Raw genomic sequence first — 23,858 nt, 5'->3', positions numbered from 1 at the left:
GCGGCGTCCGCGTGGTGGCGGGGGCGCTCACCGCAGTGCGGCCGTGGCCTCGTCGAGGACGATGCCGAGCGAGCGGGTGCCGCGGCCCTTCGCCCACACCTCGGAGTCCACTTCGTGGACGGCGCCGTTCCTGACCGCCGGGATCTTCTTCCACAGGGGGTTCTTCGCCAGCTTCTGCGACAGCTTGCCGTCCGCCTCGCCGAAGCTCATCGTCTCGACGAACAGCACGTCGACGTCGCGGGCGAGGATCTCCTCCAGGCTGTAACTCCCCTCCACGCCGCGGGACTTCCAGGGGTAGTCGGCGAGCTTGGGGAACAGGCTGGCGGCCACGTCCGCCTCGGGGGCGGCGACGCCGAAGTTCTCGTCGCTGCCGTAGATGATCAGCGCCGTCCGGTCGCTCCTGGCCCGCTCGGCCCGGGCGAGCTTGGTGCGGAAGGCCTTCTCCGCCTTCTCCCCCTCGGCGGTACGGCCGGTGAGGGCGGCGACGTCGCGCAGGTAGCCCACGCTGTCCTGCCAGGTCTCGGGCTGCATGGGCCAGAAGGTGGTGGCGTCCTTCAGGGCCGGGGCGAGCTTGCCGTGCGTGTCCTGCAGGCCGATCACGAGGTCGGGCTTGTGGGAGAGGATCGCCTCCACCTCGGGGGCGATGAACCCGCCGGGAATCACCTCGACCTCCTTCGCCTTCTTCTCGCCCAGGAAGCCGGGGTGGGCGAGGAGGGCGCTGTTGGTGGCCGTGGGCACGATGCCCAGTTCGGTCAGGATGTCGTCGCACAGCGCGAACAGGCAGACGATGCGCCGCGGTTCCTCGCGGAGGGAGATCTTCACGCCGTTCGCGTCGGTCAACTCCCGTGTCGCCTTGATGGGTTCCACGGCGACGTCCGTCCTGGGGCCGGCCGCCGCGGCCTTCTGACCCGCGGGTTCGGTGGAGGTGCCGCATCCGGCCAGGACCGAACCGGCCAGCGCGGCGGCGATCCAGGCTCGGACGAGTGTCGACGGTGAGCGGAGCATCGATGCCCTCGATTCTTCTCAGGGTCTCGGAACCCCTTGAAGATACATGATAATCATTTTCATAATCTGCTTCCGTTCCTGGAGGTTCGCCATGACCGCCGGCCCGCGCCTGCTCCTCTCCGACCACGTGGCGGGGTCCGTCCACGTGCTGACCGTGCCGGACGGCGTCGAGGCGCACCGCCTCAGCGGCCGTCACCTCTCCGAGCACGCCGGGTTCCTGGCCCTGCCGGGCGGCCGGGTGGCCTGCGTCGACGACCGCAGGGGCGAACTGCTGGTGCTCGACCCGTTCGGAGCCGAGCCGGTGGTCGCCGCGCTCCCGGTCGCCGTGCCGGCCGAGCACCTGGCCTGCGACCCGTCCGGCCGGTGGGTGGCCGTCACCACGGGCCTCGGCAGGAACGGGGAGCCGTGGTCGGACCTGCTGACGGTCGCCGACCTCGTCACCGGGGACGCGGCGCGGGTGCGCGTGCGCGTGGGCGAGCCGGGCGTGACGGTGCTCGGCGGCGGCGATCCCCTCGTCGTCCTGCGGCACCGGGAGCCCGGGGCACTGGCCGTCCACCGGTTCGCCGACCTGCTCGCCGCGCCGCCCGGCTGCCCGCCGGTCACGCCGCACGCGCGGCTGCCGCTGCCGGACGACGGCCACGGGGACGCCCAGGCGCCGCACTGCGGCCGGGTGTTCGCGGCGACGGGCGAGGGAGTGCACCGGGCGCGGCGGGAGGGCGGCACCCTCGCCCCGGACGGGGTGATCCCGTGGGGCTCGCCCGCCCGCGGCTGGTACCTGCGCCTCGATCCGCTGCGGCGGACCCTGTGGTCGACGCTGCGGGGCGGCCCCGCCGACCCCCTGCGCTGGCCGGAGTGGACCAACCACGCCTGGCGCCACGACCTGGACGGGGACCGCACGACCCGGACGGAGCTCGGCACCGGCCTGGTGTTCCGGCTGGCCCTCGCCAGGGACCGCACCGCGTTCACCCGCGTCCACCCGGACGGCGACGAACTGCTCCTGCTGGACACCGGCGGGAGCCTCCGCCGCGTCCCCCTTCCCGCCATGGACGGCGCCCCGCGCCGCGGCGGCACCCCCTGGGAGGGCGTCCAGCGCCGCGCGGTGGCCGCGTCACCGGCCGCCGACTGGGTCGCCGTCACCCGCGGCGGCCACGGCGAGGTCCACGTCTTCGACGCCCGCACGGGCGAGGAGGCCGCCCGCCTGCGGCCGGGCACGCCCTTGCAGCACGGCGGTCACGCGATGCTGCGCACCCCGGACGACGGCGCGGAGGGCGACCCCGTCGGCCGGTGAGGCCCCGGCCGGCCGGCGCATCGGCCGGGCAGCCGGGCGATTGAGCGCCGGGCAGTCGGGCGATCGGGCGATCGGGCGGTCAGTCGACGTACGAGGCGAGCGTGCCGCGTCGCCGGACGTCGAGCGTCGCGCAGTGGAACGAGCCGCCGAACGGCGCGTAGTGCAGCAGGTCGCACGGGATCGGCTCGAACCCCCACTTCTCCAGCGCGCGCAGCATGCCGGTGTGGTGCCGCTCCGCGATCACCCGCTTCTCGTCGATCATCAGGACGTTCATGCTGAGCCACCTGCCGCACATCGAGGTGACCCTCAGCAGGCGGTCCTCGATCGGGTCGGGCTCGGGGGCGACCAGGACGTCCCAGGACCCCAGGACGTCCGGCAGCCGGTCCACGTCGACGTACTCGGGGTTGACCAGCACCTTGCCGGGCGCGAGCAGGACGAAGGTGGTGTCGATGTGCATGGGCGTGCGGCAGCGGCTCTCCACCTCGTGGATGCGGTAGCCGGGTCCGAGGTGGCGGCGCAGCCAGTCGATGCCCATCCGGTTGGTGACGTTGCTCCGCGTCACGAACAGGTCGCGTCCCGCCCGCACGAAGTCGGCCGCGTCGAAGACCGGCTCGAACTCGGTGAGGATGTAGCGCATGGGCTCGCCGGCCCCGGGGACGCGGAAGCCGGCGTCGAAGAGTTCGTCGGTGAGCTGCGGCCTGGGGGCCGCCGTCCAGCGGGCGCCGCGCCGGAAGTAGTCCTTGAGGACCGCGCGGTAGGAGTGTGTCTCGAAATAGCGGCACGGCCACGCCATCGGGGTCTCGATGATCTCGTCGCCGATCACGAGCATGCTGTCCCGCGGACAGGTGTTGCAGAAGCCGCGCGAGGACCAGTCGGGGGTGCCGAAGCGGCGCCTGTGGTCGACCGGGTCCGGGCGCCTGACCGTGACGCCGAGGGACTCCAGCAGGGCGACGAACCCGTCGAGCTCCTCCTGCGCCCGCTCGACGAGCGGGCGCGGATACCGGACGCCGGCCGCGAGCCCCTGCAGGCGCGCCGCCCAGGGCGGCATGTTGCAGGCGACGACCGGATGCCTGGAGGGGATCGTCGCGCCGTCGAGGCGCCCGACGATGATCTCCTCCAGCGGATCCCACTCGTTGTGCGAGTTGACCGGCGAGACGAGGGGGTCCGCCGCGCTGTCGGCCGCGACCGCGGGCGCCGCCATCAGGAGCCGTCCCCCGCGGTCCGCGCACCGGCCCCGCCGCCGGCCGCCGCCGGACCGGGGCCGTCCAGCACCGCCGTGCCCGCCGCCTCGTGCGCCACCGCCGTGCCCGCCGCCATGTCCACCACCGCCACGTCCACCATCATGTCCACCACTTTCGACCGCGGAGACGAGTCGTCAAATGTATCCGAGACATCACTCAAAGTCACGACGCGAGGCCGTCCGCGTCGATGCCCCCGGCCGTGCCCGCGCCACCGGCCCGCCCCACGGGCCCGGCCCGGGTCACCAGGCCATCTCGTCGATCAGCGCGGTCGCGTCCGGGTACGGGGCGCGGCCCAGGGTCTGTTCGGCCCAGATCACCTTCCCCTTCGCCACGTAGCGGGTGCCCCACCGGTCGGCGAACTGGGAGACCAGGAACAGGCCGCGGCCCCCCTCGTCGGTGGTGGCCGCCCGCCGCAGCCGGGGGGAGGTGTTGCTGCCGTCCGACACCTCGCAGATCAGCGTGCGCCCCAGCAGCATCCTGACGCGGACGGGCGGCGCGCCGTACCGGATCGCGTTGGTGAGGAGCTCGCTGAGGATCAGTTCGGTGGCGAACGCCGTCTCCTCCAGGCCCCAGTCGGCCAGCCGGCGGCTCACGTCCGTGCGGACCCGGGAGACGGCCCGCACGTCGGACGGCACGTCCCAGGCCGCGACCCGCGACGGGTCGAGCACCCGTGTCCGGGCGACCAGCAGCACCACGTCGTCGCCCGGGCGCTCGGGCAGCATCCTCTCCACGAGGACGCGGCAGGTCTCCTCCGCGCTCCGGTCCGGACGGGCCACGGCGGCGCGCAGCCTCTCCAGGCCGTCGTCGATGTCCTGTCCGCGGTGCTCGACCAGGCCGTCCGTGAACAGGACGAGCCGGCTGCCCTCGGGCAGGTCCAGCTCGCCGGCCTCGAAGGGGTGGCCGCCCACGCCCAGGGGCGGTGACAGCGGGAGGTCGGGGAAGGTGACCCCGCCCCGCGGGTCCACCACGGCCGGCGCGACGTGCCCGGCGCGGGAGAGGGTGCAGCGCCCGCCGACCGGGTCGTAGATCGCGTACAGGCAGGTGGCGCCGGTCAGCGGTGCGCGGTCGCCGTCGGCGGTCGCCGTCTGCGCGTCCAGGTTCGTCACCATCTCGTCGAGGTGGCCGAGCAGTTCGTCCGGCGACAGGTCCAGGGAGGAGAAGTTCAGCACGGCGGTCCGCAGGCGGCCCATGGTCACGGCGGCGTGCAGCCCGTGCCCCACGATGTCGCCGACGACGAGCGCCACCCGGAAGCCGGACAGGGGGATGACGTCGAACCAGTCGCCGCCCACCCCGGACCGCGCCGGCAGGTAGCGCCAGGCGATCTCCAGCGCGTCCTGGTCGGGAAGGTCCCGGGGCAGCAGGCTGCGCTGCAGGGTCACCGCCATGGCGTGCTCGCGGGAGTACCGGCGCGCGTTGTCGATCGCGACGGCCGCCCGGGCCACCAGCTCCTCGGCGACGGCGATGTCCTCCTCCTCGAACCGCGGCGAGCCGGCGCCCCGCCAGAAGTTGACCATGCCGAGGACCACCCCCCGGGCCCGCAGGGGCACCGTGATCAGGGAGTGGATGCCGTAGTCCAGCGCCTGGCGCGCCCCCTCGGGGTCCTGGGCCCGCCAGTCCCGCGCGGTGTACAGGTCCGGCACGAGCACGGCCTTGCCGCGCTGCAGCGCGGACACCATCGGCGTGTCGGCCACCACGAACTGGATCAGGTCCCCCACCGGCTGCAACGGGTGCCCGGCCCGGGCCCCGCGCAGAGCGGTGCGCCGCATCCGCTGCACGGCGCCGGTGGGTTCCTCGCCCCGCAGCACGGAGTCGAGCAGCTCCACGGTGACGAAGTCGGCCATGCGCGGGACCGCCACGTCGGCGAGCTCCTCCGCGGTACGCCGCACGTCGAGCGTGGTGCCGATCCGCACACCCGCCTCGTACAGCAGCGTCAGCCGTCCGCGCGCCACCTCGGCCTGGCCCGACAGGGCCTGCAGCTCGGTGGTGTCGCGGAAGGTGGCCACCAGGCCCTGTCCGCCGCCGTAGGGCGCGGTGAGCCGGGTGTTGACCGCCAGCAGCCGCTCGCCCGCCGGGAGGACCTCGTCGGACACGGCCTCGTCGGAGGCCAGCAGCCGTGTCAGGCCGGGTTCCAGCCCCAGCTCGGCGACCTGGCGCCCGTCGGCGTCCGCCGGGAGGTCCAGCAGCCGGCGCGCCTCGTCGTTGGCGAGCACCAGCCGGCCGTCGCCGACGATCAGGACCCCCTCGCGCACCGCGTGCAGCACGGCGTGGTGGTGCTCGTACATCCGGGTCATCTCGGCGGGGCCCAGGCCGTGGGTCTGCCGCAGCAGCCGCCGGCCGACCAGGGCCGTGCCCCCGGTGGCGAGCGCCAGCGCCACCGCCGTCGAGACCATCAGCATCGGCGCCTGCTCGTTGAGCACGTGGCCGAGGGTCTCGAACCGGACCCCGGCGCTGACCATGCCGATCACGCGTCCGCCCGCGTCCCGCACGGGCGCGACCGCGCGCACGGCGTCGTCCGGCTCGGCCTGGAGGGTCTCGGTGAACGTCTCCCCCGCCGCGGCCCGGCCGACGCCCTCCGCCTTGGTGCCGATCAGCTCGGGGGCGGAGTCGGCCAGCCGCACCCCGTCCGCGTTCAGCACGGCGACGAAGTCGACGCCGGATCCGCGTCTGACGCTCTGCACCGCCGTCTGCAGGCGTGCCGTCGGGTCCGGCGACTGCAGCGCGGCCGTCGTGCCGGGGGCGCGCGCGAAGGCCTCCGCCGCGGCCAGGGAGCGGTTGCGGGCGTTGCGCTCGCCGTCGTACCGCCCCTGCACCACCAGGGCGGCGGCCGCCGCCGCGACGAGCACCAGCATGATCAGGGCCTGCAGCAGGAAGACCTGCGCGGCGAGCGTGCGGATGCTCAGGGACGCCGGGAGATGACGTCCCGGCGGACGCCGTGCCCTGCCCGGGCGACGGGACGGATCGGGCGACCGCCGTTCGCCGGGCGGCGGCGAGGATCTCGCCCCGGGCCGGCGGGAACGTCGACTCATGTCGCCTTTCTAACACTTTGCCTCCTTTGCGGGCGACCGGTGCGCCGGCGCGGGCACCCCGGCCGGCCGCGGGCGTGCGCACACCGCGCTCGGGGTGCCGGCGTCGCGGGCGGGCCGGCATGGGCGTCGCGGGCGGGCCGGCCGCCTCCGGCCGCCGGGGCGCGCTCCCGCCGCCTCGCCGGGGACGGCGAGGCGGCCCGGCCGCCCGCGTGCGGGTCCGCGCCCGGCCGTCCCGTACGGTACGGCTGTGAACGCGACGACCGCCGACGGCACCCCCGGCCGCCACGGGCCCTTTGCCACCACCGAGGCCGACCCCCGCCGGGTGGGCCGGGTGCGCACCGAGTACTCGCCCGCGCGCGACGGCGACCCGGACCCCGGGGAGATCGTCTGGACCTGGGTGCCGTTCGAGGAGAACGACGGCCGGGGCAAGGACCGCCCGGTGCTCGTCGTCGCCCGGGAGGCCGCCGGCACCTTCCTCGCCGTGCAGCTGTCCAGCAGGCGGCACGACGGCGACCGGGAGTGGGTCCCGATCGGCAGCGGGCCGTGGGACCGGTCGGGCCGGGAGTCGTGGGTCGACGTGGACCGGGTGCTGCGGCTGCACGAGGCCGGCATGCGCCGGGAGGCGTGCGCCCTGGACCGGACGCGGTTCGACGCGGTCCGGCACCGGCTGCGGGAGCGGTACGGCTGGAGCTGAGGTCCGCCGGGGCTCAGCGGCCGGGCCGGCGCTCCGGGAACGCCCGGACGAACGCCGCCCGGACGGCGCCGCCCGGCGTGCGGTCCAGGATGCCGAACACCACGTGCGCGAAGACGGAGGCGAACCGCCCGCCGGGCGCCAGCAGCGTCCGGAACGCGCCCGCGACCTGCGCCGGGTCGTTGCGGAAGACCCCGCAGCCCCAGGCGCCCAGCACCAGCCGCCGGTAGCCGTGGGCGGCGGCCGTCTCCAGCACCCGCTCGGCGCGCACCGCCAGGGCTCGCGGCAGTTCGCCCGCGCGCTGCGGCGCCGTCCGCAGGACCACGCTGGCGTTCGGTGCGGCGGCGGTCAGGAAGCCCGCGGTGTACGGCGCGTCCAGCAGCCGGCCGCGGTCGTCGCGGAAGACGGGCACGGCGGGTGAGTGGATGACGCGGTCGGTGTAGAACGGGTCGCGGTGGGCGCGGTGGTGGTCGTAGAACCCGCGGGCCCGCAGCAGGCAGGTGTACAGCGCGGAGGCCCGGCACAGGGCCTCCTCCTGCGCCTGGGCGCCGTTGAGGTAACCGCCGCCCGGGTTGCGCGCCGAGGCGAAGTTCAGCACCGCCACGTCACCGCCGCCGTCACCGCCGAGCCGGCGGGCTGCCTCCAGACTGCTCTCCCCCGTGACCTCGAAGAGCGTGTCCCCCGCGGCGGCCGGCGCCACCCGCACCGGTCCCGGCCCGTACGTCCGCGTGCCCTCGCGCGCCGCCTCGACGGCCGCCGCGATCGGCACCTCGTGCCCGCCCGGCGCGCGGTAGGCCCCCGCGGCCACGATCCGCCCGGTCTCCTGCGCGATGCCGCGCAGCCGCGCGCTCACGGCGCGACCCCCGTACGCGCCGCGGCCGCGCGGTGCCCGGCCTCCCCCGTCGTGCTCATGCCCGCATCCTGGGCGATGCTGGTCCTGCGGGGCAACCGGGTTTCCCGGAGCCCCGCGCACGCGTGGTCCGGGAACCGGCCGACGCCCGGGGAAGACGCCGGGAACGGCCGGCGAGCGCGGATCACAGGCCCGGGACGCACCCTTGTGCCGAGCGTCATGAGCGTCTTGGGTGGGACGGGTGAGGCCGGCCCGGACTCCTCCGGATTCCGGGCCGGCGGCATGGTGGAATCTCAGGAGGATCCCGACATGTCCGAATCGACGAGCGGCTGTACGGAGCTACCCACCCCCATCTCCGAAGCCGAGGTGGAGGCCCTGGTCAGGGGCATCTGCTTCAAGACCGGACCGCCCCGCCGCCTCGGAGTCGAGGTGGAATGGCTCGTCCACGAGCTGCGCGCCCCGCAGCTCCCCGTCACCCCCGAACGACTCGACGCGGCCTACGCCGCACTGCGGACCGTGCCCCTGGGCTCGGCGCTCACCGTCGAGCCCGGCGGCCAGCTGGAGCTGAGCTCGCCGCCCGCCGCCTCCCTGATGGAGTGCGTCGGCACCGTCCGCGCCGACCTCGACGCCGTCCGCGCGGTCCTGCGCGAGGAGGACCTGGCGCTCGCCGGCATCGGCCACGACCCCTGGCAAGAGCCCCGCCGCTTCCTGCGCGAACCCCGCTACGACGCCATGGAGGCCTGCCTCGACCGCACGGGTCCGGCCGGCCGCGCCATGATGTGCACCTCGGCCTCGGTCCAGGTGTGCGTGGACGCGGGGTACGAGGAGCCCGGCACGCTCGGCCACGTACGGCGCTGGTGGCTGGCCCACCAGCTGGGCGCGGTCCTGGTCGCGGCGTTCGCCAACTCGCCGATGGCCGCCCGGCGGCCCACGGGCTGGCTGTCCACCCGGCAGCTGCGGTGGGCGGAGATCGGCGCCGGCCGGGCGGGCGGCCCCCCGCTGGACGCCGACCCGCGCGGCGCCTGGGCCCGGCACGTGCTGGACGCCCCGGTGATGTGCGTACGGCGGGACGACGGTCCCTGGGAGGTCCCCGAAGGGCTGACCTTCCGGGAGTGGACCAGGTCGCGGGCGCCCCGGCCGCCCACCCGAGAGGACCTGGACTACCACCTCACGACGCTGTTCCCGCCGGTCAGGCCGCGCGGCCACCTCGAACTGCGCATGATCGACGCGCAGCCCGGCGACGACGGCTGGATCGTGCCGCTGGCCGTGACGGCCGCGCTGTTCGACGACCAGGAGGCCTCCGAGACCGCCTACCGGGCGGTGAAGCCGCTGGCCGAGCGGGCCGCGGGAGCGCCCGCGCCGCACAACCCGCTGTGGCGGGACGCGGCCCGGTACGGCCTGGCCGATCCCGAGCTGCGCGAGGTCGCCGTCGCCTGTTTCCGGGCGGCGCTGTCGGCCCTGCCCCGGCTCGGCGCCACCACCGAGGTCACGGACGCCGTCGCGGCCCACCAGGACCGCTACGTCCTGCGGGGACGCTGCCCCGCGGACGACCTGCTCGACCGGCTGAGCGGCACGGACCGCCCCGGGAAGCCCTCGCACGGGAAGGACATCCACCCATGACCGGTCCCGCCCCGGACCCCGGCCCCGCCCGGGACACCCGCCCGGCGCCCGGCACCGGCGCCGCGCCCGGCGCCGCGGACGCCGCCGCCCTGCGCGAGCGCGCGGTCGCCTCGCTGACCACCGCCCGCGACCGCACCACGCTGCTGACCTCCTGCGTGGACGACCCGGACCTGACCGCACAGCACTCGCCGCTGATGTCGCCCCTGGTGTGGGACCTCGCCCACATCGGCAACCAGGAGGAGCAGTGGCTGCTGCGGGCGGTCGCCGGGCAGGAGGCGATACGGCCCGAGATCGACAGCCTGTACGACGCCTTCGAGCACCCGCGCGCCGAACGCCCCAGGCTGCCGCTGCTCCCGCCGGACGAGGCACGCCGGTACGCGGCCGACGTCCGCGAGCGGGCGCTGGAGGTGCTGGAGGGCACCGCGTTCGACGGGACGCGGCTGACGCGGGCCGGTTTCGCCTTCGGGATGATCGCCCAGCACGAACAGCAGCACGACGAGACGATGCTGATCACCCATCAGCTCCGCACGGGCCCGCAGGCGCTGACCGCCCCGGACCCGGACCCGGTGCCCCTGTTCACCGGCCCGTCCGAAGTCCTGGTCCCCGGCGGCCCGTTCACGATGGGCACCTCGGACGAGCCGTGGGCCCTGGACAACGAACGCCCCGCGCACCGGCGCGAGGTGCCGCCCTTCTACATCGACACCACGCCGGTGACGAACGCCGCCTACCAGGCGTTCATCGAGGACGGCGGCTACGACGACCCGCGCTGGTGGACGCCGCGGGGCTGGGCGCACATCCGCAGGCACTCCCTCACCGCACCGCTGTTCTGGCACCGCGACGGCGGGCAGTGGCTGCGGCGCCGCTTCGGCGTCACCGAGGTGGTGCCGCCCGACGAGCCGGTGCTGCACGTGTGCTGGTACGAGGCCGACGCCTACGCCCGCTGGGACGGGCGGCGGCTGCCCACCGAGGCGGAGTGGGAGAAGGCTGCCCGGTACGACCCGTCCGCCGACCGCTCGATGCGCTACCCCTGGGGGGACGCCGACCCGGCGCCCGAGCACGCCAACCTCGGCCAGCGGCACCTGCGCCCGGCGCCCGCGGGGAGCTATCCGGCCGGTGAGTCGCCCTTGGGCGTACGGCAGTTGATCGGCGACGTGTGGGAGTGGACGGCGAGCGACTTCCTGCCGTACCCGGGCTTTCGCGCGTTCCCGTACCGGGAGTACTCGGAGGTGTTCTTCGGTTCCGGGTACAAGGTGCTGCGCGGCGGTTCGTTCGCCGTGGACCCGGTGGCCTGCCGGGGCACCTTCCGCAACTGGGACCACCCGGTCCGGCGGCAGATCTTCTCCGGGTTCCGCACCGCCCGCTCGGGGGACGTCTGATGTGCCGGCACGTGGCGTACGTGGGCCCCGGGGAGCCGCTGGGCCGGCTCCTCGTGGAGCCGCCGCACGGCCTGTACCGGCAGTCGTGGGCGCCACGGCGGCAGCGGTACGGGACGGTCAACGCCGACGGTTTCGGGGTGGGCTGGTACGCGCAGGGCGACCCGGCGCCGGCCCGCTACCGGCGGGCCGGGCCGGTCTGGGCGGACCTGTCCTTCGCCGATCTCGCCCGGGTCGTGCGGACCACCGCGCTGCTCGCCGCGGTGCGCGACGCGACGCTGGCGGGTGCCGACGCGGAGGCCGCGGCGGCGCCGTTCGCCGCGGGGCCCTGGCTGTTCAGCCACAACGGGGCGGTCGCGGGCTGGCCCGGCTCGCTGGCCCCGGTGGCCCGGGGCCTGCCGCCCGAGGACCTGCTGTCGCTGGAGGCCCGCAACGACTCCGCGCTCGTGTGGGCGCTGGTGCTGGCCCGGCTGCGCGGCGGCGACGAGCAGGGGCAGGCGCTCGCCGACACGGTGCTGGAGGTCGCCGCGGCGGCCCCCGGATCCCGGCTCAACCTGCTCCTCACCGACGGCGAGACCGTCACCGCGACCGCCTGGGGCGACACCCTGTGGTACCTCGCCCGGCCCGGCGGCGGCACCGTCGTGGCCTCCGAGCCGTACGACGACGACCCGCACTGGCGGGAGGTCCCCGACCGGACCCTGCTCGCGGCGAGCCGCACGGACGTGCTGCTCACACCGCTCAAGGAGCCGCCGGACGAAGGGCGCACGGCCGGGGAGCCCCCGCTCGGGGGTTTCCCGGCCGGGAAGCCCGCGCCCGGCACGGCGTCCGGCGACGCCCTCGCACCCGCACCCGCGAAGGAGCCCCGCACGTGAGTCCGTTCCGTCTCACCCGCACGCTGCCCGAGGACGCCACGGGCGCCGCCCTGCGCGCCGACGTCCTCCAGGGCCTGACGCGCACGCCCAAGACGCTGCCGCCGAAGTGGTTCTACGACGCGCACGGCAGCGAGCTCTTCGAGAGGATCACCGAGCTGCCCGAGTACTACCCGACGCGCGCCGAGCGCGAGATCCTCCTCACGCGCTCCGGCGAGATCGCCGCGGCCACCGGCGCCCGCACCCTGGTGGAACTGGGCTCAGGCTCGTCCGAGAAGACGCGGCACCTGCTCGACGCCCTCACCGGCCTGCGCACCTACGTCCCCGTCGACGTCAGCGAGAGCGCCCTCACCCGGGCGGGGCGGGCGCTCGCCGCGCAACGGCCGGGACTGGAGGTGCACGCCCTGATCGCCGACTTCACGGCGGAGCTGACCCTGCCGGACACGCCGGGTCCCCGGCTGGTGGCGTTCCTCGGCGGCACGATCGGCAACCTGCTGCCCGCCGAGCGCGCCGCGTTCCTGGCCTCCGTGCGCGCCCTGCTCTCCCCGGGCGACGCCCTGCTGCTCGGCACGGACCTGGTCAAGGACGAGCGGGTGCTGGTCCGGGCCTACGACGACGCGGCCGGGGTGACGGCCGCGTTCAACAGGAACGTCCTGGCCGTCGTCAACCGGGAGCTGGGTGCCGACTTCGACCCCGCCGCCTTCGACCACGTCGCGCTGTGGGACGCGGGGCACGAGTGGATCGAGATGCGGCTGCGCTCCCGCGGCGCGCAGACGGTGAAGGTGCCCGCGCTCGACCTCGCCGTCGACTTCGCGGCGGGCGAGGAACTGCGCACCGAGGTCTCGGCGAAGTTCCGCGAGGAGGGGGTACGGGCCGAACTGCGCACGGCGGGCCTGGAGCCGGTCCGCTGGTGGACGGACCGGGAGGGCCGTTTCGCCCTGTCGCTGAGCGTGGCCCGCTGAGACGGGTCCCGCCCCGGGCCCGGCGTGGACCCGGGGCGGGACCCAGGCGTGAACCCGGGGCGCGACCCGGTGTGAACCCGGGGCGGGACCCGGCGTGGACCCGGGGCGGGTGTCCCGCCGATCCGGCGGGAGGCGCCGGGTCGCCCCGGCGGCACGCGCCACCAATCTCACCGCGGGTCCAGATCGAGCGCCTCGGTGATCCGGCGGGAGGCGCGGCGGGCCTCCGTGGCCGGGTCCGCCCCCGTCAGCACCCTCGTCATGTACCGCTTGATGGGATTGTCCGCCTCGACCGCGCCCCACCGGGGCGTCGAGGGGGTCGCCCGGCCCTGCGCGGCTCCGGCCGCCATGGCCGCGACCCCCTCCCGGCCCGCGACGGCCTTCGCGAGCGTCGTCTTGTTGGGGACGTAGTTCATGGTGCGGGCCAGCTCGGTGTTCCACTTCGCCCCGGCGAGCGCCTCGACGACCGCGATGGCGCCCTCGCGTTCGTCGGTGTTCGCCGGGACGACGAGGTCGGAGCCGCCGGTGAAGACGGCCCCGGGCCGGTCGGCCGTCCGGCCGGGGACGGGGAAGAAGCCCAGCTTGCCCTCGAGGCCGGGGTTCCGCTCCAGCACGGCCCGCGCGAGTCCCGGCACCGCCACGATCTGCGCGACCCGTCCCCGGGCGAACACCTCGGCCTGCGGCGGGTGCTCCTCGTCGGCGTCGGCCGGGCCGTCGCCGAGTGCCTGCAGCCGCCGGTAGAAGTCCATGCCGCGCAGGGCGGCCGGGGTGTCGAGCGCGCCCCGCCACACGCCGTCGCGTTCCACCGCCAGCTCGCCGCCCTCGTCCCAGACGAAGCCGGCCAGGGTGTACCAGTCCTGTCCGGCGAGGTAGATGCCCTGGTCGCCGCCGGAGTCGAGTCGCTCGGTCGCGGTGATCCACTCCTCGCGGGTCTTCGGCGGCCCGGTGACGCCGGCGCGGGCGAAGAGGTCCTTGCGGTAGATGACGACGCGGTTGGCCGCGTACCAGGGGATGCCGTACTGGTGGGACATCCACTGCCCCGGTTCGGCGAGGCCGGGCAGCCAGTCGCGCATGCCCCAGTCCCGCATCGACTCCAGGGTCAGCTGGAGCAGCCCGTCGCCCTCCGCGTACTGGGAGACCTGGGTGTTGCCGACCTCGATGACGTCGGGCCCGTCGTGGCCGTCCGCCTCCAGCGCGGCCTCCACCTTCGGGCCGATGCCGGTCCACTGCTGGATGCGGATGTCGAGGGCGAGGTCCGGGTGGGCGCGTTCGAAGTCCGCGGTGAAGCGGTCCAGGTAGTCCCGTGAGGCGCTGCCCTTCATCAGCCACACGGTGACCGTGCGCCGCTCGCTCCCGCCGCTGTGGGGCACCAGGCCGCAGCCGCCGAGCAGGGCTGCGGACACGCACACGAGGGCGAGCAGACGACGACGTCTCACGAAGGGCCCCGTTTCTGTCGGAAGCTGTCTGGGCTGTCTGAGCTGTCTGATTCCGTCCGCGGACAGGGGACGGAAGCCCGACGTGGGGGGTGAGCGCTGGGCTCGTACGGGTGTGCCGGATTTTGGTATGGACCAATGCGGCGGTCAAGGGCGCCGGACGCTCCGGCCGGACGTCTCGCGCTCCGCCGCAGCTTGCGGCACGGTGGAGTGACGCGTGACACACCCGTCACGGGCGGGCGTCACACCCGGCACGCAGAGGAGCACTCGCATGTCGAACCACACCTACCGGGTCACGGAGATCTACGGCACCTCGCCCGACGGCGTCGACCAGGCCATCCGCAACGGGATCGAGCGGGCCTCGCAGACGCTCCGCAACCTCGACTGGTTCGAGGTCACCCAGGTGCGGGGCCAGCTCGACGAGGGACGGATCGCGCACTGGCAGGTGGGCCTGAAGGTCGGCTTCCGGCTCGAGGAGCCGGAATGACCCTCCGGTAGGGCGACCGCCTCCCCTCAGGTGCGCCCCTCCCGCTCCTGCGCCGCCTCCAGGGCGGCGGAGGGCGGCGCCCAGCGCGCCCGCACCACGGTGAAGCCCGCCCGTTCGGCGTCCGCGCACACCAGCTCGTCGTCGTCCACCAGGACGCGGATCTCCCGCGTGCGGGCGAGGCGGCGCAGGACCTGCAGCTTGGTGAGGCGGGCGGGCCTGCGGTCGGTGTCCCGCCGCATGTACACGCGTCCCTCGGGCAGCCGATGGGCGGCGAGCCAGTCGAGCGTGTCGCGCCGGCAGCGCTCGGGCCGCCCGGTCAGGTAGACGACCTCGCACTCCCGCGCGCTCTCCCGCACCAGCGCGACGCCCTCCGGGAGCGGCGGGTCCTGCGGGGCCGCCGCGAAGAACGCGTCCCAGTCCCGCGGCCTGCGCTCCAGGAACCGCTGCCGGTGCGCAGTGCCGGCGAGGGTGTTGTCCAGGTCGAAGACGGCGAGGGGCGGCCTGCTGCTGTCGGTCACGGCGTCCAGCCTAGGGTCTGTCGTCGAACTCCCGCCTGCCCCGCGACGCCCTGCACGCACTCTCGCCGCACCGGGCGCAGCTCCGGGTACATCCGGTACGAGGGCCGGCACCCGGAAGGAAGACCCGTGCTCCTCACCGGCGGATCCCTTCCCGCGGGCCGCGCGGCACCGCGCGGCCCGCGGATCACCGGGAGCGCGTACGAGCCGGTGGCACACCCCCGTTCCGCCGGCGGAACCCCGGCACCGCCCCCGTCCGGCCGGCTTCCTCCTCGGCCGGCCCGGGGGGTGCCGAGCCGGCGTCAGGAGGAGCTCACCGCGAAGGAGTTGGAGGAGTCCGGGGAACGGGCGCCGAGGAGCGGGCCACCGCTCACCGTACCCGCCCGTCCGCGGCGGTCCCGCACCCCGCATGCTTCTGTCATGTCTCCTCGCACGTTCACGCCCGGGACCGCCCGGGACCTTCCCTGCACCCTCGTCGTCTGCCGGGGCTGCTGTTGCGGCAACCCGCGCAAGCACCCCGGCACGGACCACGCGGAGCAGGTGGCGCGGCTGCGGGCCGCCGCGGCCGAGCACGGCTTCCGGGTCCGTACGACCGACTGCCTCGGCCCCTGCGACCAGGCCAACGTGGTCGTCGTCACCCCCTCGTCCGCCGGGCGCCGGGCCGGCGGACGGGCCGCCTGGGTCGGTTTCGCCATGGACGAGGACTGCACGGACGACCTCGTGCGCTGGGCGGCCGGGGGCGGCCCGGGCGTCGCCGGGCCGCCCCCGGCGCTGGAGTTGCAGTTCATCCGGCCGCCGCGCGGCGGGCGGACCCGCGCCCGCCGCTGAGCCGGCGGACCGGACCCACGAATTGCTCATGGGAACCATTTTCATATAGCGTCCTCGGTGCCGTCCGACCGAGGAGGAACCACCATGGCCGTACCCAAGCGGAAGATGTCCCGCAGCAACACCCGCCACCGCCGCGCCCAGTGGAAGGCGGCCACCCCGGCGCTGGTGCCGGTCACGATCGACGGTGTCCGGCACCTGGTGCCGCAGCACCTGGTCAAGGCGTACGAGCGCGGGCTGCTGCGCCCCGAGGGCTGAGCCGGATGGCGAACGAGCGACTGCCCGTCACCGTCCTCTCCGGATTCCTCGGGGCGGGCAAGACCACGCTGCTCAACCACGTCCTGAGCAACCGCGAGGGCCTGCGGGTCGCGGTCATCGTCAACGACATGAGCGAGGTCAACATCGACGCCGCGCTGGTGCGCGGCGGCGAGGCCGCCCTGTCGCGGACCGAGGAACGCCTGGTCGAGATGACCAACGGCTGCATCTGCTGCACCCTGCGCGACGACCTGCTCCAGGAGGTCGACCGGCTGGCCCGGGAGGGGCGCTTCGACCACCTGCTCATCGAGAGCTCCGGCATCTCCGAGCCCATGCCGGTGGCCGCCACCTTCGCCTTCGCCCGCGACGACGGCGCCACCCTCGGGGACGTGGCCCTGCTGGACACCATGGTCACGGTCGTGGACGCCGCGAACTTCCTGACCGAGCTGGACCGCGGCGACGACCTGGCCGAGCGCGGCCTCGCGCCGTACGAGGACGACGAGCGCACGGTGAGCGACCTGCTGATCGATCAGGTCGAGTTCGCCGACGTGCTCGTGCTGAACAAGCTGGACCTCGTCGACGAGGGGTCGGCGGCACGGCTGCGGGCGACGCTGGCCCGCCTCAACCCGGCCGCCCGGATCGTCCCGGCCGTGCACGGCCGGGTCCCCCTCCACCAGGTCCTCGGCACCCGCCTGTTCGACCTGGACCGCGCGCAGCAGGCGCCGGGCTGGGTCCGCGAGCTGAACGGCGACCACGTCCCGGAGACGGAGGAGTACGGCATCTCCTCGACCGTCTTCCGCTCCGCACGGCTCTTCCACCCGGACCGGCTGTGGAGCTTCGTGACCGAAGGGCTCGACGGCGGCGCCTACGGGCGGGTCCTGCGCTCCAAGGGGTTCTTCACCCTGGCCAGCCGGCCGCGGGTGACGGGACTGTGGTCGCAGGCCGGTTCGGTGGCCCGGTTCGAGCCGTCCGCCGTCCGGGACCACACGGCGCCCTGGGCCCAGGAGCTGGTGTTCATCGGAACGCGGCTCGACGGGGACGCCCTGCGCACCGCCCTGTCCGGCTGCCTGACGCGGCCCGGCGAGGACGTCCCGGCGGCCGACCCGTTCCCCGCCTGGGACGCGTACGGCGTCGACGACGCCTGCGCGCACGAGCACGCCGCCGCGCCGCCGGAACCCGTCCCCTGATCCCGGCCCGCCGGGCCGGCCCGCCGCCGGCCCACGTCGAGGGGCGCACCGGCCCGGGCCGGCCGGACCGGTGCGTCACGCCGTGCGGAATCCTGCGCGCCCGGCGGTGTTGAACCCCGTATGAGCTCCGTGACCGCCTCGACCCGTTTCTCCGTCCTCGACCGCTCCCGCACCCGCGCGGGCCGGCCGCCCGGCGAGGCGCTGCGCGACACCGTGCGGCTGGCGCAGGAGCTGGAGCCGCTCGGCTACCACCGGTTCTGGGTCTCGGAGCACCACGGCGTGCCCGGCGTCGCGGGATCCGCGCCGACCGTGCTGGCCGCCGCCGTGGCCGCCGCGACGCGCACCATCCGGGTCGGCACCGGCGGGGTGATGCTGCCCAACCACCGGCCGCTGGTGGTCGCCGAGCAGTTCGGGGTGCTGGAGTCGCTCTTCCCGGGACGGATCGACATGGGGCTGGGCCGGTCGGTCGGCTTCACCGACGGGGTGCGCAGGGCACTGGGCCGGGACAAGGGCGACGCCGAGGACTTCGCCGAGCAGCTGCGGGAACTGCTCGGCTGGTTCCGCGGCACCTCCCCCACCGGGGTGCACGCCCGGCCCGCCGAGGGCCTGACCGTGCCGCCGTTCGTGCTGGCCATGGGCGAGGGCGCGGACATCGCGGCCCGGGCGGGCCTGCCCATGGTCATCGGCGACCTCCGGAACCGGGAGCGGATGCAGCGCGGCATCGACCACTACCGCGCCCGCTTCCGGCCGTCCCCCTGGGCGAGCGAGCCCTACGTCGTGATCTCCGGGACGGTGGCGGTGGCCGCCACGCCGCAGGAGGCCCGGCGGCTGCTGGTCCCGGAGGCCTGGTCGATGGCGTACTCCCGCACGCACGGCACCTTCCCGCCGCTGGAGCCGGCCGAGCGGGTCGAGGCGAGGCCGATGACGCAGAAGGAGCGGGGCCTGTACGAGGCCGGGCTCACGGGGCACGTCGCCGGCACCGAGGAGCAGGTGGCGCACGAACTGGAGACGGTGCTGAAGGAGACGGGGGCGCAGGAGGTGCTGGTCACCACCAGCACCTACGACCGTGACGCCCTGCTGGACTCCTACCGGCGGCTGGCGCGGATCTTCACGTCATAGGGCCTCTCGTTCGGATCATGCCGGGCTCGCGGGGCCTGTCCCCGGCCCGTCCCGCCCGGCACCGGGTGCCCACGCCGGGAACCGGTCCGCCACCCGCTGCCGGGCCGGGACACCGGCGCCCTCCCGCGGGCCGTGGACCGCGGCACGGCGGGCGGTGACGTGTCCGGGCGGCGCGGGCTCCCCGCCCGGGTGGCGGCGGTGGTCCGCCGGGCCGGGCACGGGGCGGTGCCTCAGGTCCGGGGCGCGGACCTGGAGCCCGTGCGGCTGCGGCAGTGCGGCCCGTTCGGCGGCCCGGGCCAGGCGGCGGCGGTCCGGGTGGCGGCCCGGGGGGATCGGGCCGGGCACCTCGACCTCGGCCACCAGGTGGCGGGAGGAGGCCACCCGCCACAGGGAGGCGACCAGGGTGTCGTCCCCGACGAACGCGGGAACGGTGCTGGCGGACCCGTCGGTACGGCGGTAGCGGATGCGGACGGGCTGGACGGGCACGCCCGCGTCGAGGGCGGCCTGGAAGACGGCCCGGCGGAACGGGCCCCGGGCCCGGCCGCACCAGGTGCTGCCCTCCGGGAACACCGCGACGGCCTGCCCCTCGCGCAGGGCCCCGGCGATGCGGGCCACCGTGTCCGGCAGGGTCCGCAGCAGGTCGCGGTCGATGAACAGGGTGCCGCCCAGGGCGGCCAGCGGGCCGGCCACCGGCCACCGGCGGACCTCGGTCTTGGCGAGCATCCGGGCCGGCCGTACGGCGGCCAGCAGGGGGATGTCCAGCCAGGAGACGTGCGGGGCGACCAGCAGGAGTCCGCCGGCGGGCGGGGCGGCGCCGGTGACGCGGACCCGGAGCCCGGCGGCCCGCACGATCCACCGGCACCACCGCGCGATCAGCCCGGCGGGGATCCGCCCGCCGAGCGGGGACAGGGCGATCCCGGTGAGGACGAGGACGGCGACCGCCGTGAGCCGCAGCAGCGCGCGCGGTGCCGCGGTGACGGCCGGGCCGGCCGGCTCCACGCAGGCGAGCGGGGTGCAGGGCGCGGTGGGCAGCCAGGCGCTCTCCCGTGCCGCCGGACGCGCGGACGGCACGCCGCCGGCGGCGGGGCGGAACGCCGCGGTGCCGGCGGTGCTCATCAGGCCGGCACCAGGGACAGGAAGTGCCGCAGGTAGCGCGGGTCGACCCGGCGCATCGACAGCAGCACGTACAGGTCGGCGACCCCGAAGTCCGGGTCGTGCGCGGGCTCCCCGCACACCCAGGCGCCCAGGCGCAGGTAGCCGCGCAGGAGGGCGGGCAGGCCGCCGGGGCCGGCGGGGGCCGCGCTGCCGGGGACCCAGGGCAGCAGGGGCCGTACGCGGTACTCCTCGGGCGCCAGGTGCCTGGTCCGCACCCGGTCCCAGGCCGCCGACGCCAGGGCGCCGCCGTCGGCGAGCGGGAGGGAGCAGCAGCCGGCGAGCCACTCGTGGCCGCGGTCGGTCATGTAGCGCGCGATGCCGGCCCAGATCAGCCCGATGACGGCGCCGTCGCGGTGATCGGGGTGCACGCAGGAGCGGCCGACCTCGACCAGGTCCGGCCGGATCGCGTCGAGGGGGCTCAGGTCGAACTCGCCCTGCGAGTACAGGCGGCCGGCGACCGCGGCACGGTCCGGCGGCAGCAGCCGGTAGGTGCCGACGACCTGGCCGGACACCTCCTCGCGCACCAGCAGGTGGTCGCAGTACGCGTCGAAGGCGTCGATGTCGTACCCCGGCTGCGGGGTGGTCAGCAGGGCGCCCATCTCTTCGGCGAAGACGTCGTGCCGCAGCCGCTGCGCGGCGCGCACGTCCTCCTCGTCACGGGCGAGACCGACGGTGTAGCGGGTGGGTGCCGGGGGCTGCGGGGGACGGTCGACGGTCAGTACGCCGGTCATGGCTTCTCCTGGTCGCGGGCCGGGTCGGCGGGGCGCGGCGGACCGCGGTGGTGCGGTCCGCCGCCCCAGTTCTTCCGACGCCGGCTGACCGGCGCGTGACCAGTGCCGGGAGCGTGGATGTGGGGTTGCTGAACGGCGCGGGCCGGGCGCCGGCCCGCGCCGGGGGCAGCCGTTCACTCCGGCGGTGCGCACCGGGCGGACCGGCGTCGGCTCCCCTGGGGGCCGAGGGCGCCTTCCGGTAGCGGGCCGGCCGCCGTGCCGGGGAGGAACCGGCCCGCGGGCCGGCCGCGCTCTCGGGGCGGCGGACCGGGGACCAGCGGCCGGACGCCGCCGACGGGGGCGCCGGCGAGCGGGGTGTGCGGCCGGAAGGTGCCGCCGATGCCGCCCTTCCGCGGCGCGCACCCCACGACGGCCGGGCGGTCCGCCCGCGGCGGGGTGCCCGGCGGGGCCGGGGTGCCTGGCGGGGCCGGGAGATGAGCACCACACCCGGCCCCGCCCGTCCGCACCCTTCCGGCGAACGTTCGTGGGACGCCTACCGCTTGGCGGCCTTGCGGGTGGCCCGCAGCCACTCCTTGTTCATGCTGGTGATGGACGTCAGCGGGATGCCCTTCGGGCAGGCGGTGGCGCACTCGCCGGCCAGCGTGCAGCCGCCGAAGCCCTCCTCGTCCATCTGCGCCACCATGTCCAGCACCCGCGTCTCCCGCTCGGGCGCCCCCTGCGGCAGCACGTTCAGATGGTTGACCTTGGCGGAGGTGAACAGCATCGCCGCCCCGTTGGGACACGCCGCCACGCACGCCCCGCACCCGATGCACTCGGCGTGCTCGAAGGCGAAGTCGGCGTCCGGCTTGGGCACGGGGGTGGCGTGGGCCTCGGGCGCGGAGCCGGTCGGGACGGTGATGTAGCCGCCGGCCTGGATGATCCGGTCGAGGGCCGAGCGGTCCACGACCAGGTCCTTGATCACCGGGAACGCCGAGGCCCGCCACGGCTCGATGTCGATGGTGTCGCCGTCCTCGAAGGACCGCATGTGCAGCTGGCAGGCGGTGGTGCGCTCGGGTCCGTGCGCCTCGCCGTTGATGACCAGGCTGCACGCGCCGCAGATGCCCTCGCGGCAGTCGTGGTCGAAGGCGACCGGGTCCTCGCCCTTGAGGATGAGCTCCTCGTTGAGGGTGTCGAGCATCTCCAGGAACGACATGTCGGGTGAGATGCCGTCCACCTCGTACGTGGACATCGTGCCGTCGGTGTCGGCGTTCTTCTGCCGCCAGACGCGCAGGGTGAGCTTCATGCGTAGCTCCGCTGGGTGGGGTGGACGTACTCGAAGACCAGGTCTTCCCTGTGCAGGACGGGCGCTTCGCCGGTACCGGTGAACTCCCAGGCGGCGGCGTAGGAGAACTCGTCGTCCTTGCGGGCCGCCTCACCGTCCGGGGTCTGGGACTCCTCGCGGAAGTGCCCGCCGCAGGACTCGGTGCGGTGCAGCGCGTCGAGGCACATCAGCTCGGCGAGCTCCAGGTAGTCGACGATGCGGTTGGCCTTCTCCAGCGACTGGTTGAACTCCTCGCCGGTGCCGGGGACCTTGATGCGCCGCCAGAACTCCTCGCGGATCTGCGGGATGCGCTCCAGGGCCTTGCGCAGGCCGGAGTCGCTGCGGGCCATGCCGCAGAACTCCCACATCAGTTCGCCCAGTTCGCGGTGGAAGGAGTCGGGGGTGCGGTCGCCGTCGACGGACAGCAGGAGGCCGACGCGGTCCTCGGTCCCGGCCAGCACCTCCCGCACCACCGGGTGGCCGGGGGTGATCTCGTCCTTGTGGGGGTTGCGGGCCAGGTAGTCGCCGATGGTGGCCGGGAGGACGAAGTAGCCGTCGGCCAGGCCCTGCATCAGCGCGGAGGCGCCGAGGCGGTTGGCGCCGTGGTCGGAGAAGTTGGCCTCGCCGATGGCGAACAGGCCGGGGACGGTGGTCTGCAGGTCGTAGTCGACCCACAGGCCGCCCATGGTGTAGTGCACGGCGGGGTAGATCCGCATGGGGACCTCGTACGGGTTCTCCGCGGTGATCCGCTCGTACATCTCGAAGAGGTTGCCGTACTTCTCCTCGACCTTCCTGCGGCCCATCCGCCGGATCGCGTCCGCGAAGTCGAGGTACACGCCCTGTCCGCCGGGACCGACTCCCCGGCCCTCGTCGCAGACGTTCTTAGCGGCGCGGGAGGCGATGTCGCGGGGCACGAGGTTGCCGAAGGACGGGTAGATGCGCTCCAGGTAGTAGTCGCGCTCGTCCTCGGGGATCTCGTGCGGCGGCCGGGTGTCGTTCCTGGCCCTGGGCACCCAGATCCGGCCGTCGTTGCGCAGCGACTCGCTCATCAGCGTCAGCTTCGACTGGTGGTCGCCGGTGCGCGGGATGCAGGTCGGGTGGATCTGGGTGAAGCAGGGGTTGGCGAAGTAGGCGCCGCGCCGGTGCGCCCGCCAGACGGCGGTCGCGTTGGAGTTCATGGCGTTCGTCGACAGGTAGAAGACGTTGCCGTAGCCGCCGGAGGCCAGTACCACCGCGTCCGCGAAGTACGGGGAGATCCTCCCGGTGACCAGGTCCCGGGCGACGATGCCGCGCGCCCGCCCGTCGACGACGATCAGGTCGAGCATCTCGGTGCGCGGGTGCATCTCGACGTTCCCGGCCGCGATCTGCCGCGACAGCGCCTGGTAGGCGCCGAGCAGGAGCTGCTGGCCCGTCTGGCCGCGGGCGTAGAAGGTACGGGACACCTGCACGCCGCCGAAGGAGCGGGTGTCGAGCAGGCCGCCGTACTCGCGGGCGAAGGGCACGCCCTGCGCCACGCACTGGTCGATGATCTCGACGGAGATCTGCGCGAGCCGGTGCACGTTGGACTCGCGGGCCCGGAAGTCGCCGCCCTTGACGGTGTCGTAGAACAGCCGGTGGATGGAATCGCCGTCGTTGCGGTAGTTCTTCGCGGCGTTGATGCCGCCTTGCGCGGCGATGGAGTGGGCGCGGCGCGGGGAGTCCTGGTAGCAGAACTGGATGACCTTGTAGCCCTGTTCGGCGAGGGTGGCGCCGGCGGAGCCGCCGGCCAGGCCGGTGCCGACGACGATGACCGTGTGCTTGCGCCGGTTGGCCGGGTTGACCAGCTTCGCCTCGAAGCGGCGCTTGTCCCAGCGCTCGTGGATCGGGCCGGACGGGGCCTTGGTGTCGGCGAGCGGCTCGCCCGTCGTGTAGTTCGCGTAGTCGGTCATG

General features: G+C 75.0%; 22 protein-coding genes. 11 read left to right on the top strand and 11 right to left on the bottom strand.

Features of this window, described 5'->3' with window-relative positions; translation table 11 throughout:
* Window positions 1–27: 27 nt before the first annotated feature.
* On the bottom strand, window positions 28–1,005 hold the full coding sequence (locus AB0L29_RS00235; protein ID WP_365821672.1) for an ABC transporter substrate-binding protein: 978 nt from the start codon (window positions 1,003–1,005) through the stop codon (window positions 28–30).
* Window positions 1,006–1,096: 91 nt separating this feature from the next.
* On the opposite strand from AB0L29_RS00235, the gene AB0L29_RS00230 reads away from it, so the two are divergent.
* Window positions 1,097–2,293: a hypothetical protein gene (locus AB0L29_RS00230; protein ID WP_365821670.1), complete on the top strand. Its 1,197-nt coding sequence runs from the start codon at window positions 1,097–1,099 to the stop codon at window positions 2,291–2,293.
* 79 nt (window positions 2,294–2,372) lie between these two features.
* Here AB0L29_RS00230 and AB0L29_RS00225 read toward each other — a convergent pair whose 3' ends face one another.
* The 3 genes from AB0L29_RS00225 to AB0L29_RS00215 form a co-directional block, all read right to left on the bottom strand.
* Window positions 2,373–3,494 carry an amidinotransferase gene (locus AB0L29_RS00225; RefSeq protein ID WP_365821668.1) on the bottom strand — a complete coding sequence of 374 codons (1,122 nt, stop codon included), beginning with the start codon at window positions 3,492–3,494 and terminating at the stop codon, window positions 2,373–2,375.
* Window positions 3,494–3,637, bottom strand: a complete 144-nt coding sequence (locus AB0L29_RS00220; protein WP_365821666.1) for a hypothetical protein — start codon at window positions 3,635–3,637, stop codon at window positions 3,494–3,496. Before AB0L29_RS00220 ends, AB0L29_RS00225 begins: the two co-directional genes overlap by 1 nt.
* Before the next feature lie 136 nt (window positions 3,638–3,773).
* The gene (locus tag AB0L29_RS00215; protein ID WP_365821664.1) at window positions 3,774–6,560 is read right to left on the bottom strand and encodes a SpoIIE family protein phosphatase; all 2,787 of its coding nucleotides are present in this window, start codon (window positions 6,558–6,560) and stop codon (window positions 3,774–3,776) included.
* 247 nt (window positions 6,561–6,807) lie between these two features.
* On the opposite strand from AB0L29_RS00215, the gene AB0L29_RS00210 reads away from it, so the two are divergent.
* A complete protein-coding gene (locus tag AB0L29_RS00210; RefSeq protein ID WP_365821662.1) occupies window positions 6,808–7,254 on the top strand; it encodes a type II toxin-antitoxin system PemK/MazF family toxin in 447 nt (148 codons plus the stop codon).
* 13 nt (window positions 7,255–7,267) lie between these two features.
* Here AB0L29_RS00210 and AB0L29_RS00205 read toward each other — a convergent pair whose 3' ends face one another.
* On the bottom strand, window positions 7,268–8,104 hold the full coding sequence (locus AB0L29_RS00205; RefSeq protein WP_365821660.1) for a TIGR02452 family protein: 837 nt from the start codon (window positions 8,102–8,104) through the stop codon (window positions 7,268–7,270).
* A gap of 306 nt (window positions 8,105–8,410) precedes the next feature.
* On the opposite strand from AB0L29_RS00205, the gene egtA reads away from it, so the two are divergent.
* Genes egtA through egtD form a run of 4 tightly spaced genes read left to right on the top strand, consistent with a single transcriptional unit; the run spans window position 8,411 to window position 12,925 of the window.
* Window positions 8,411–9,721: an ergothioneine biosynthesis glutamate--cysteine ligase EgtA gene (egtA, locus tag AB0L29_RS00200; protein WP_365821658.1), complete on the top strand. Its 1,311-nt coding sequence runs from the start codon at window positions 8,411–8,413 to the stop codon at window positions 9,719–9,721.
* Window positions 9,718–11,097, top strand: coding sequence for an ergothioneine biosynthesis protein EgtB (gene egtB, locus AB0L29_RS00195; RefSeq protein ID WP_365821656.1), 1,380 nt, complete (start codon window positions 9,718–9,720; stop codon window positions 11,095–11,097). Before egtA ends, egtB begins: the two co-directional genes overlap by 4 nt.
* Window positions 11,097–11,966 (top strand): ergothioneine biosynthesis protein EgtC, encoded by an 870-nt coding sequence (gene egtC / locus AB0L29_RS00190; protein WP_365821654.1) that lies wholly within the window; start codon window positions 11,097–11,099, stop codon window positions 11,964–11,966. Before egtB ends, egtC begins: the two co-directional genes overlap by 1 nt.
* Complete coding sequence (gene egtD / locus AB0L29_RS00185) at window positions 11,963–12,925, top strand: L-histidine N(alpha)-methyltransferase (RefSeq protein ID WP_365821652.1); 963 nt, start codon at window positions 11,963–11,965, stop codon at window positions 12,923–12,925. Before egtC ends, egtD begins: the two co-directional genes overlap by 4 nt.
* A gap of 167 nt (window positions 12,926–13,092) precedes the next feature.
* Here egtD and AB0L29_RS00180 read toward each other — a convergent pair whose 3' ends face one another.
* Window positions 13,093–14,358 carry an extracellular solute-binding protein gene (locus tag AB0L29_RS00180; protein WP_365821650.1) on the bottom strand — a complete coding sequence of 422 codons (1,266 nt, stop codon included), beginning with the start codon at window positions 14,356–14,358 and terminating at the stop codon, window positions 13,093–13,095.
* A gap of 268 nt (window positions 14,359–14,626) precedes the next feature.
* Between AB0L29_RS00180 and AB0L29_RS00175 the strand changes: the two genes are divergently transcribed.
* Window positions 14,627–14,842 (top strand): dodecin, encoded by a 216-nt coding sequence (locus AB0L29_RS00175; RefSeq protein ID WP_365821648.1) that lies wholly within the window; start codon window positions 14,627–14,629, stop codon window positions 14,840–14,842.
* Window positions 14,843–14,868: 26 nt separating this feature from the next.
* On the opposite strand, the gene AB0L29_RS00170 is transcribed toward AB0L29_RS00175, so the two are convergent.
* Window positions 14,869–15,360 carry a hypothetical protein gene (locus tag AB0L29_RS00170; protein WP_365821646.1) on the bottom strand — a complete coding sequence of 164 codons (492 nt, stop codon included), beginning with the start codon at window positions 15,358–15,360 and terminating at the stop codon, window positions 14,869–14,871.
* A gap of 417 nt (window positions 15,361–15,777) precedes the next feature.
* On the opposite strand from AB0L29_RS00170, the gene AB0L29_RS00165 reads away from it, so the two are divergent.
* From AB0L29_RS00165 to AB0L29_RS00150, 4 genes are all read left to right on the top strand, one after another.
* The gene (locus AB0L29_RS00165) at window positions 15,778–16,185 is read left to right on the top strand and encodes a (2Fe-2S) ferredoxin domain-containing protein (RefSeq protein WP_365821644.1); all 408 of its coding nucleotides are present in this window, start codon (window positions 15,778–15,780) and stop codon (window positions 16,183–16,185) included.
* An 84-nt stretch (window positions 16,186–16,269) separates the two neighbouring features.
* Window positions 16,270–16,440, top strand: a complete 171-nt coding sequence (gene rpmF, locus AB0L29_RS00160; protein ID WP_351333280.1) for a 50S ribosomal protein L32 — start codon at window positions 16,270–16,272, stop codon at window positions 16,438–16,440.
* Between the two features lie 5 nt (window positions 16,441–16,445).
* The gene (locus tag AB0L29_RS00155) at window positions 16,446–17,624 is read left to right on the top strand and encodes a GTP-binding protein (protein ID WP_365821642.1); all 1,179 of its coding nucleotides are present in this window, start codon (window positions 16,446–16,448) and stop codon (window positions 17,622–17,624) included.
* 120 nt (window positions 17,625–17,744) lie between these two features.
* Entirely contained in the window at window positions 17,745–18,743 is a 999-nt protein-coding gene (locus AB0L29_RS00150) for an LLM class flavin-dependent oxidoreductase (protein WP_365821640.1), read from the top strand.
* Between the two features lie 15 nt (window positions 18,744–18,758).
* Here the strand turns inward: AB0L29_RS00150 and AB0L29_RS00145 are convergent, their stop codons facing one another.
* From AB0L29_RS00145 to AB0L29_RS00130, 4 genes are all read right to left on the bottom strand, one after another.
* Window positions 18,759–19,859 carry a lysophospholipid acyltransferase family protein gene (locus tag AB0L29_RS00145; protein WP_365821638.1) on the bottom strand — a complete coding sequence of 367 codons (1,101 nt, stop codon included), beginning with the start codon at window positions 19,857–19,859 and terminating at the stop codon, window positions 18,759–18,761.
* Window positions 19,859–20,629, bottom strand: a complete 771-nt coding sequence (locus tag AB0L29_RS00140) for a GNAT family N-acyltransferase (protein WP_365821636.1) — start codon at window positions 20,627–20,629, stop codon at window positions 19,859–19,861. The genes AB0L29_RS00145 and AB0L29_RS00140 overlap by 1 nt, the downstream gene beginning before the upstream one ends.
* Window positions 20,630–21,161: 532 nt before the next feature.
* Window positions 21,162–21,911, bottom strand: a complete 750-nt coding sequence (locus AB0L29_RS00135) for a succinate dehydrogenase/fumarate reductase iron-sulfur subunit (protein ID WP_365821634.1) — start codon at window positions 21,909–21,911, stop codon at window positions 21,162–21,164.
* A complete protein-coding gene (locus AB0L29_RS00130) occupies window positions 21,908–23,857 on the bottom strand; it encodes a fumarate reductase/succinate dehydrogenase flavoprotein subunit (protein ID WP_365821632.1) in 1,950 nt (649 codons plus the stop codon). The genes AB0L29_RS00135 and AB0L29_RS00130 overlap by 4 nt, the downstream gene beginning before the upstream one ends.
* Window position 23,858 lies beyond the last annotated feature (1 nt).

The sequence above is a fragment of the Streptomyces sp. NPDC052701 genome (assembly GCF_040678355.1).
Classification (GTDB): Bacteria; Actinomycetota; Actinomycetes; order Streptomycetales; family Streptomycetaceae; genus Streptomyces.
The sequence above is the reverse complement of the archived record's forward strand: the minus strand, read 5'-3'. Positions and strand labels throughout refer to the sequence as shown.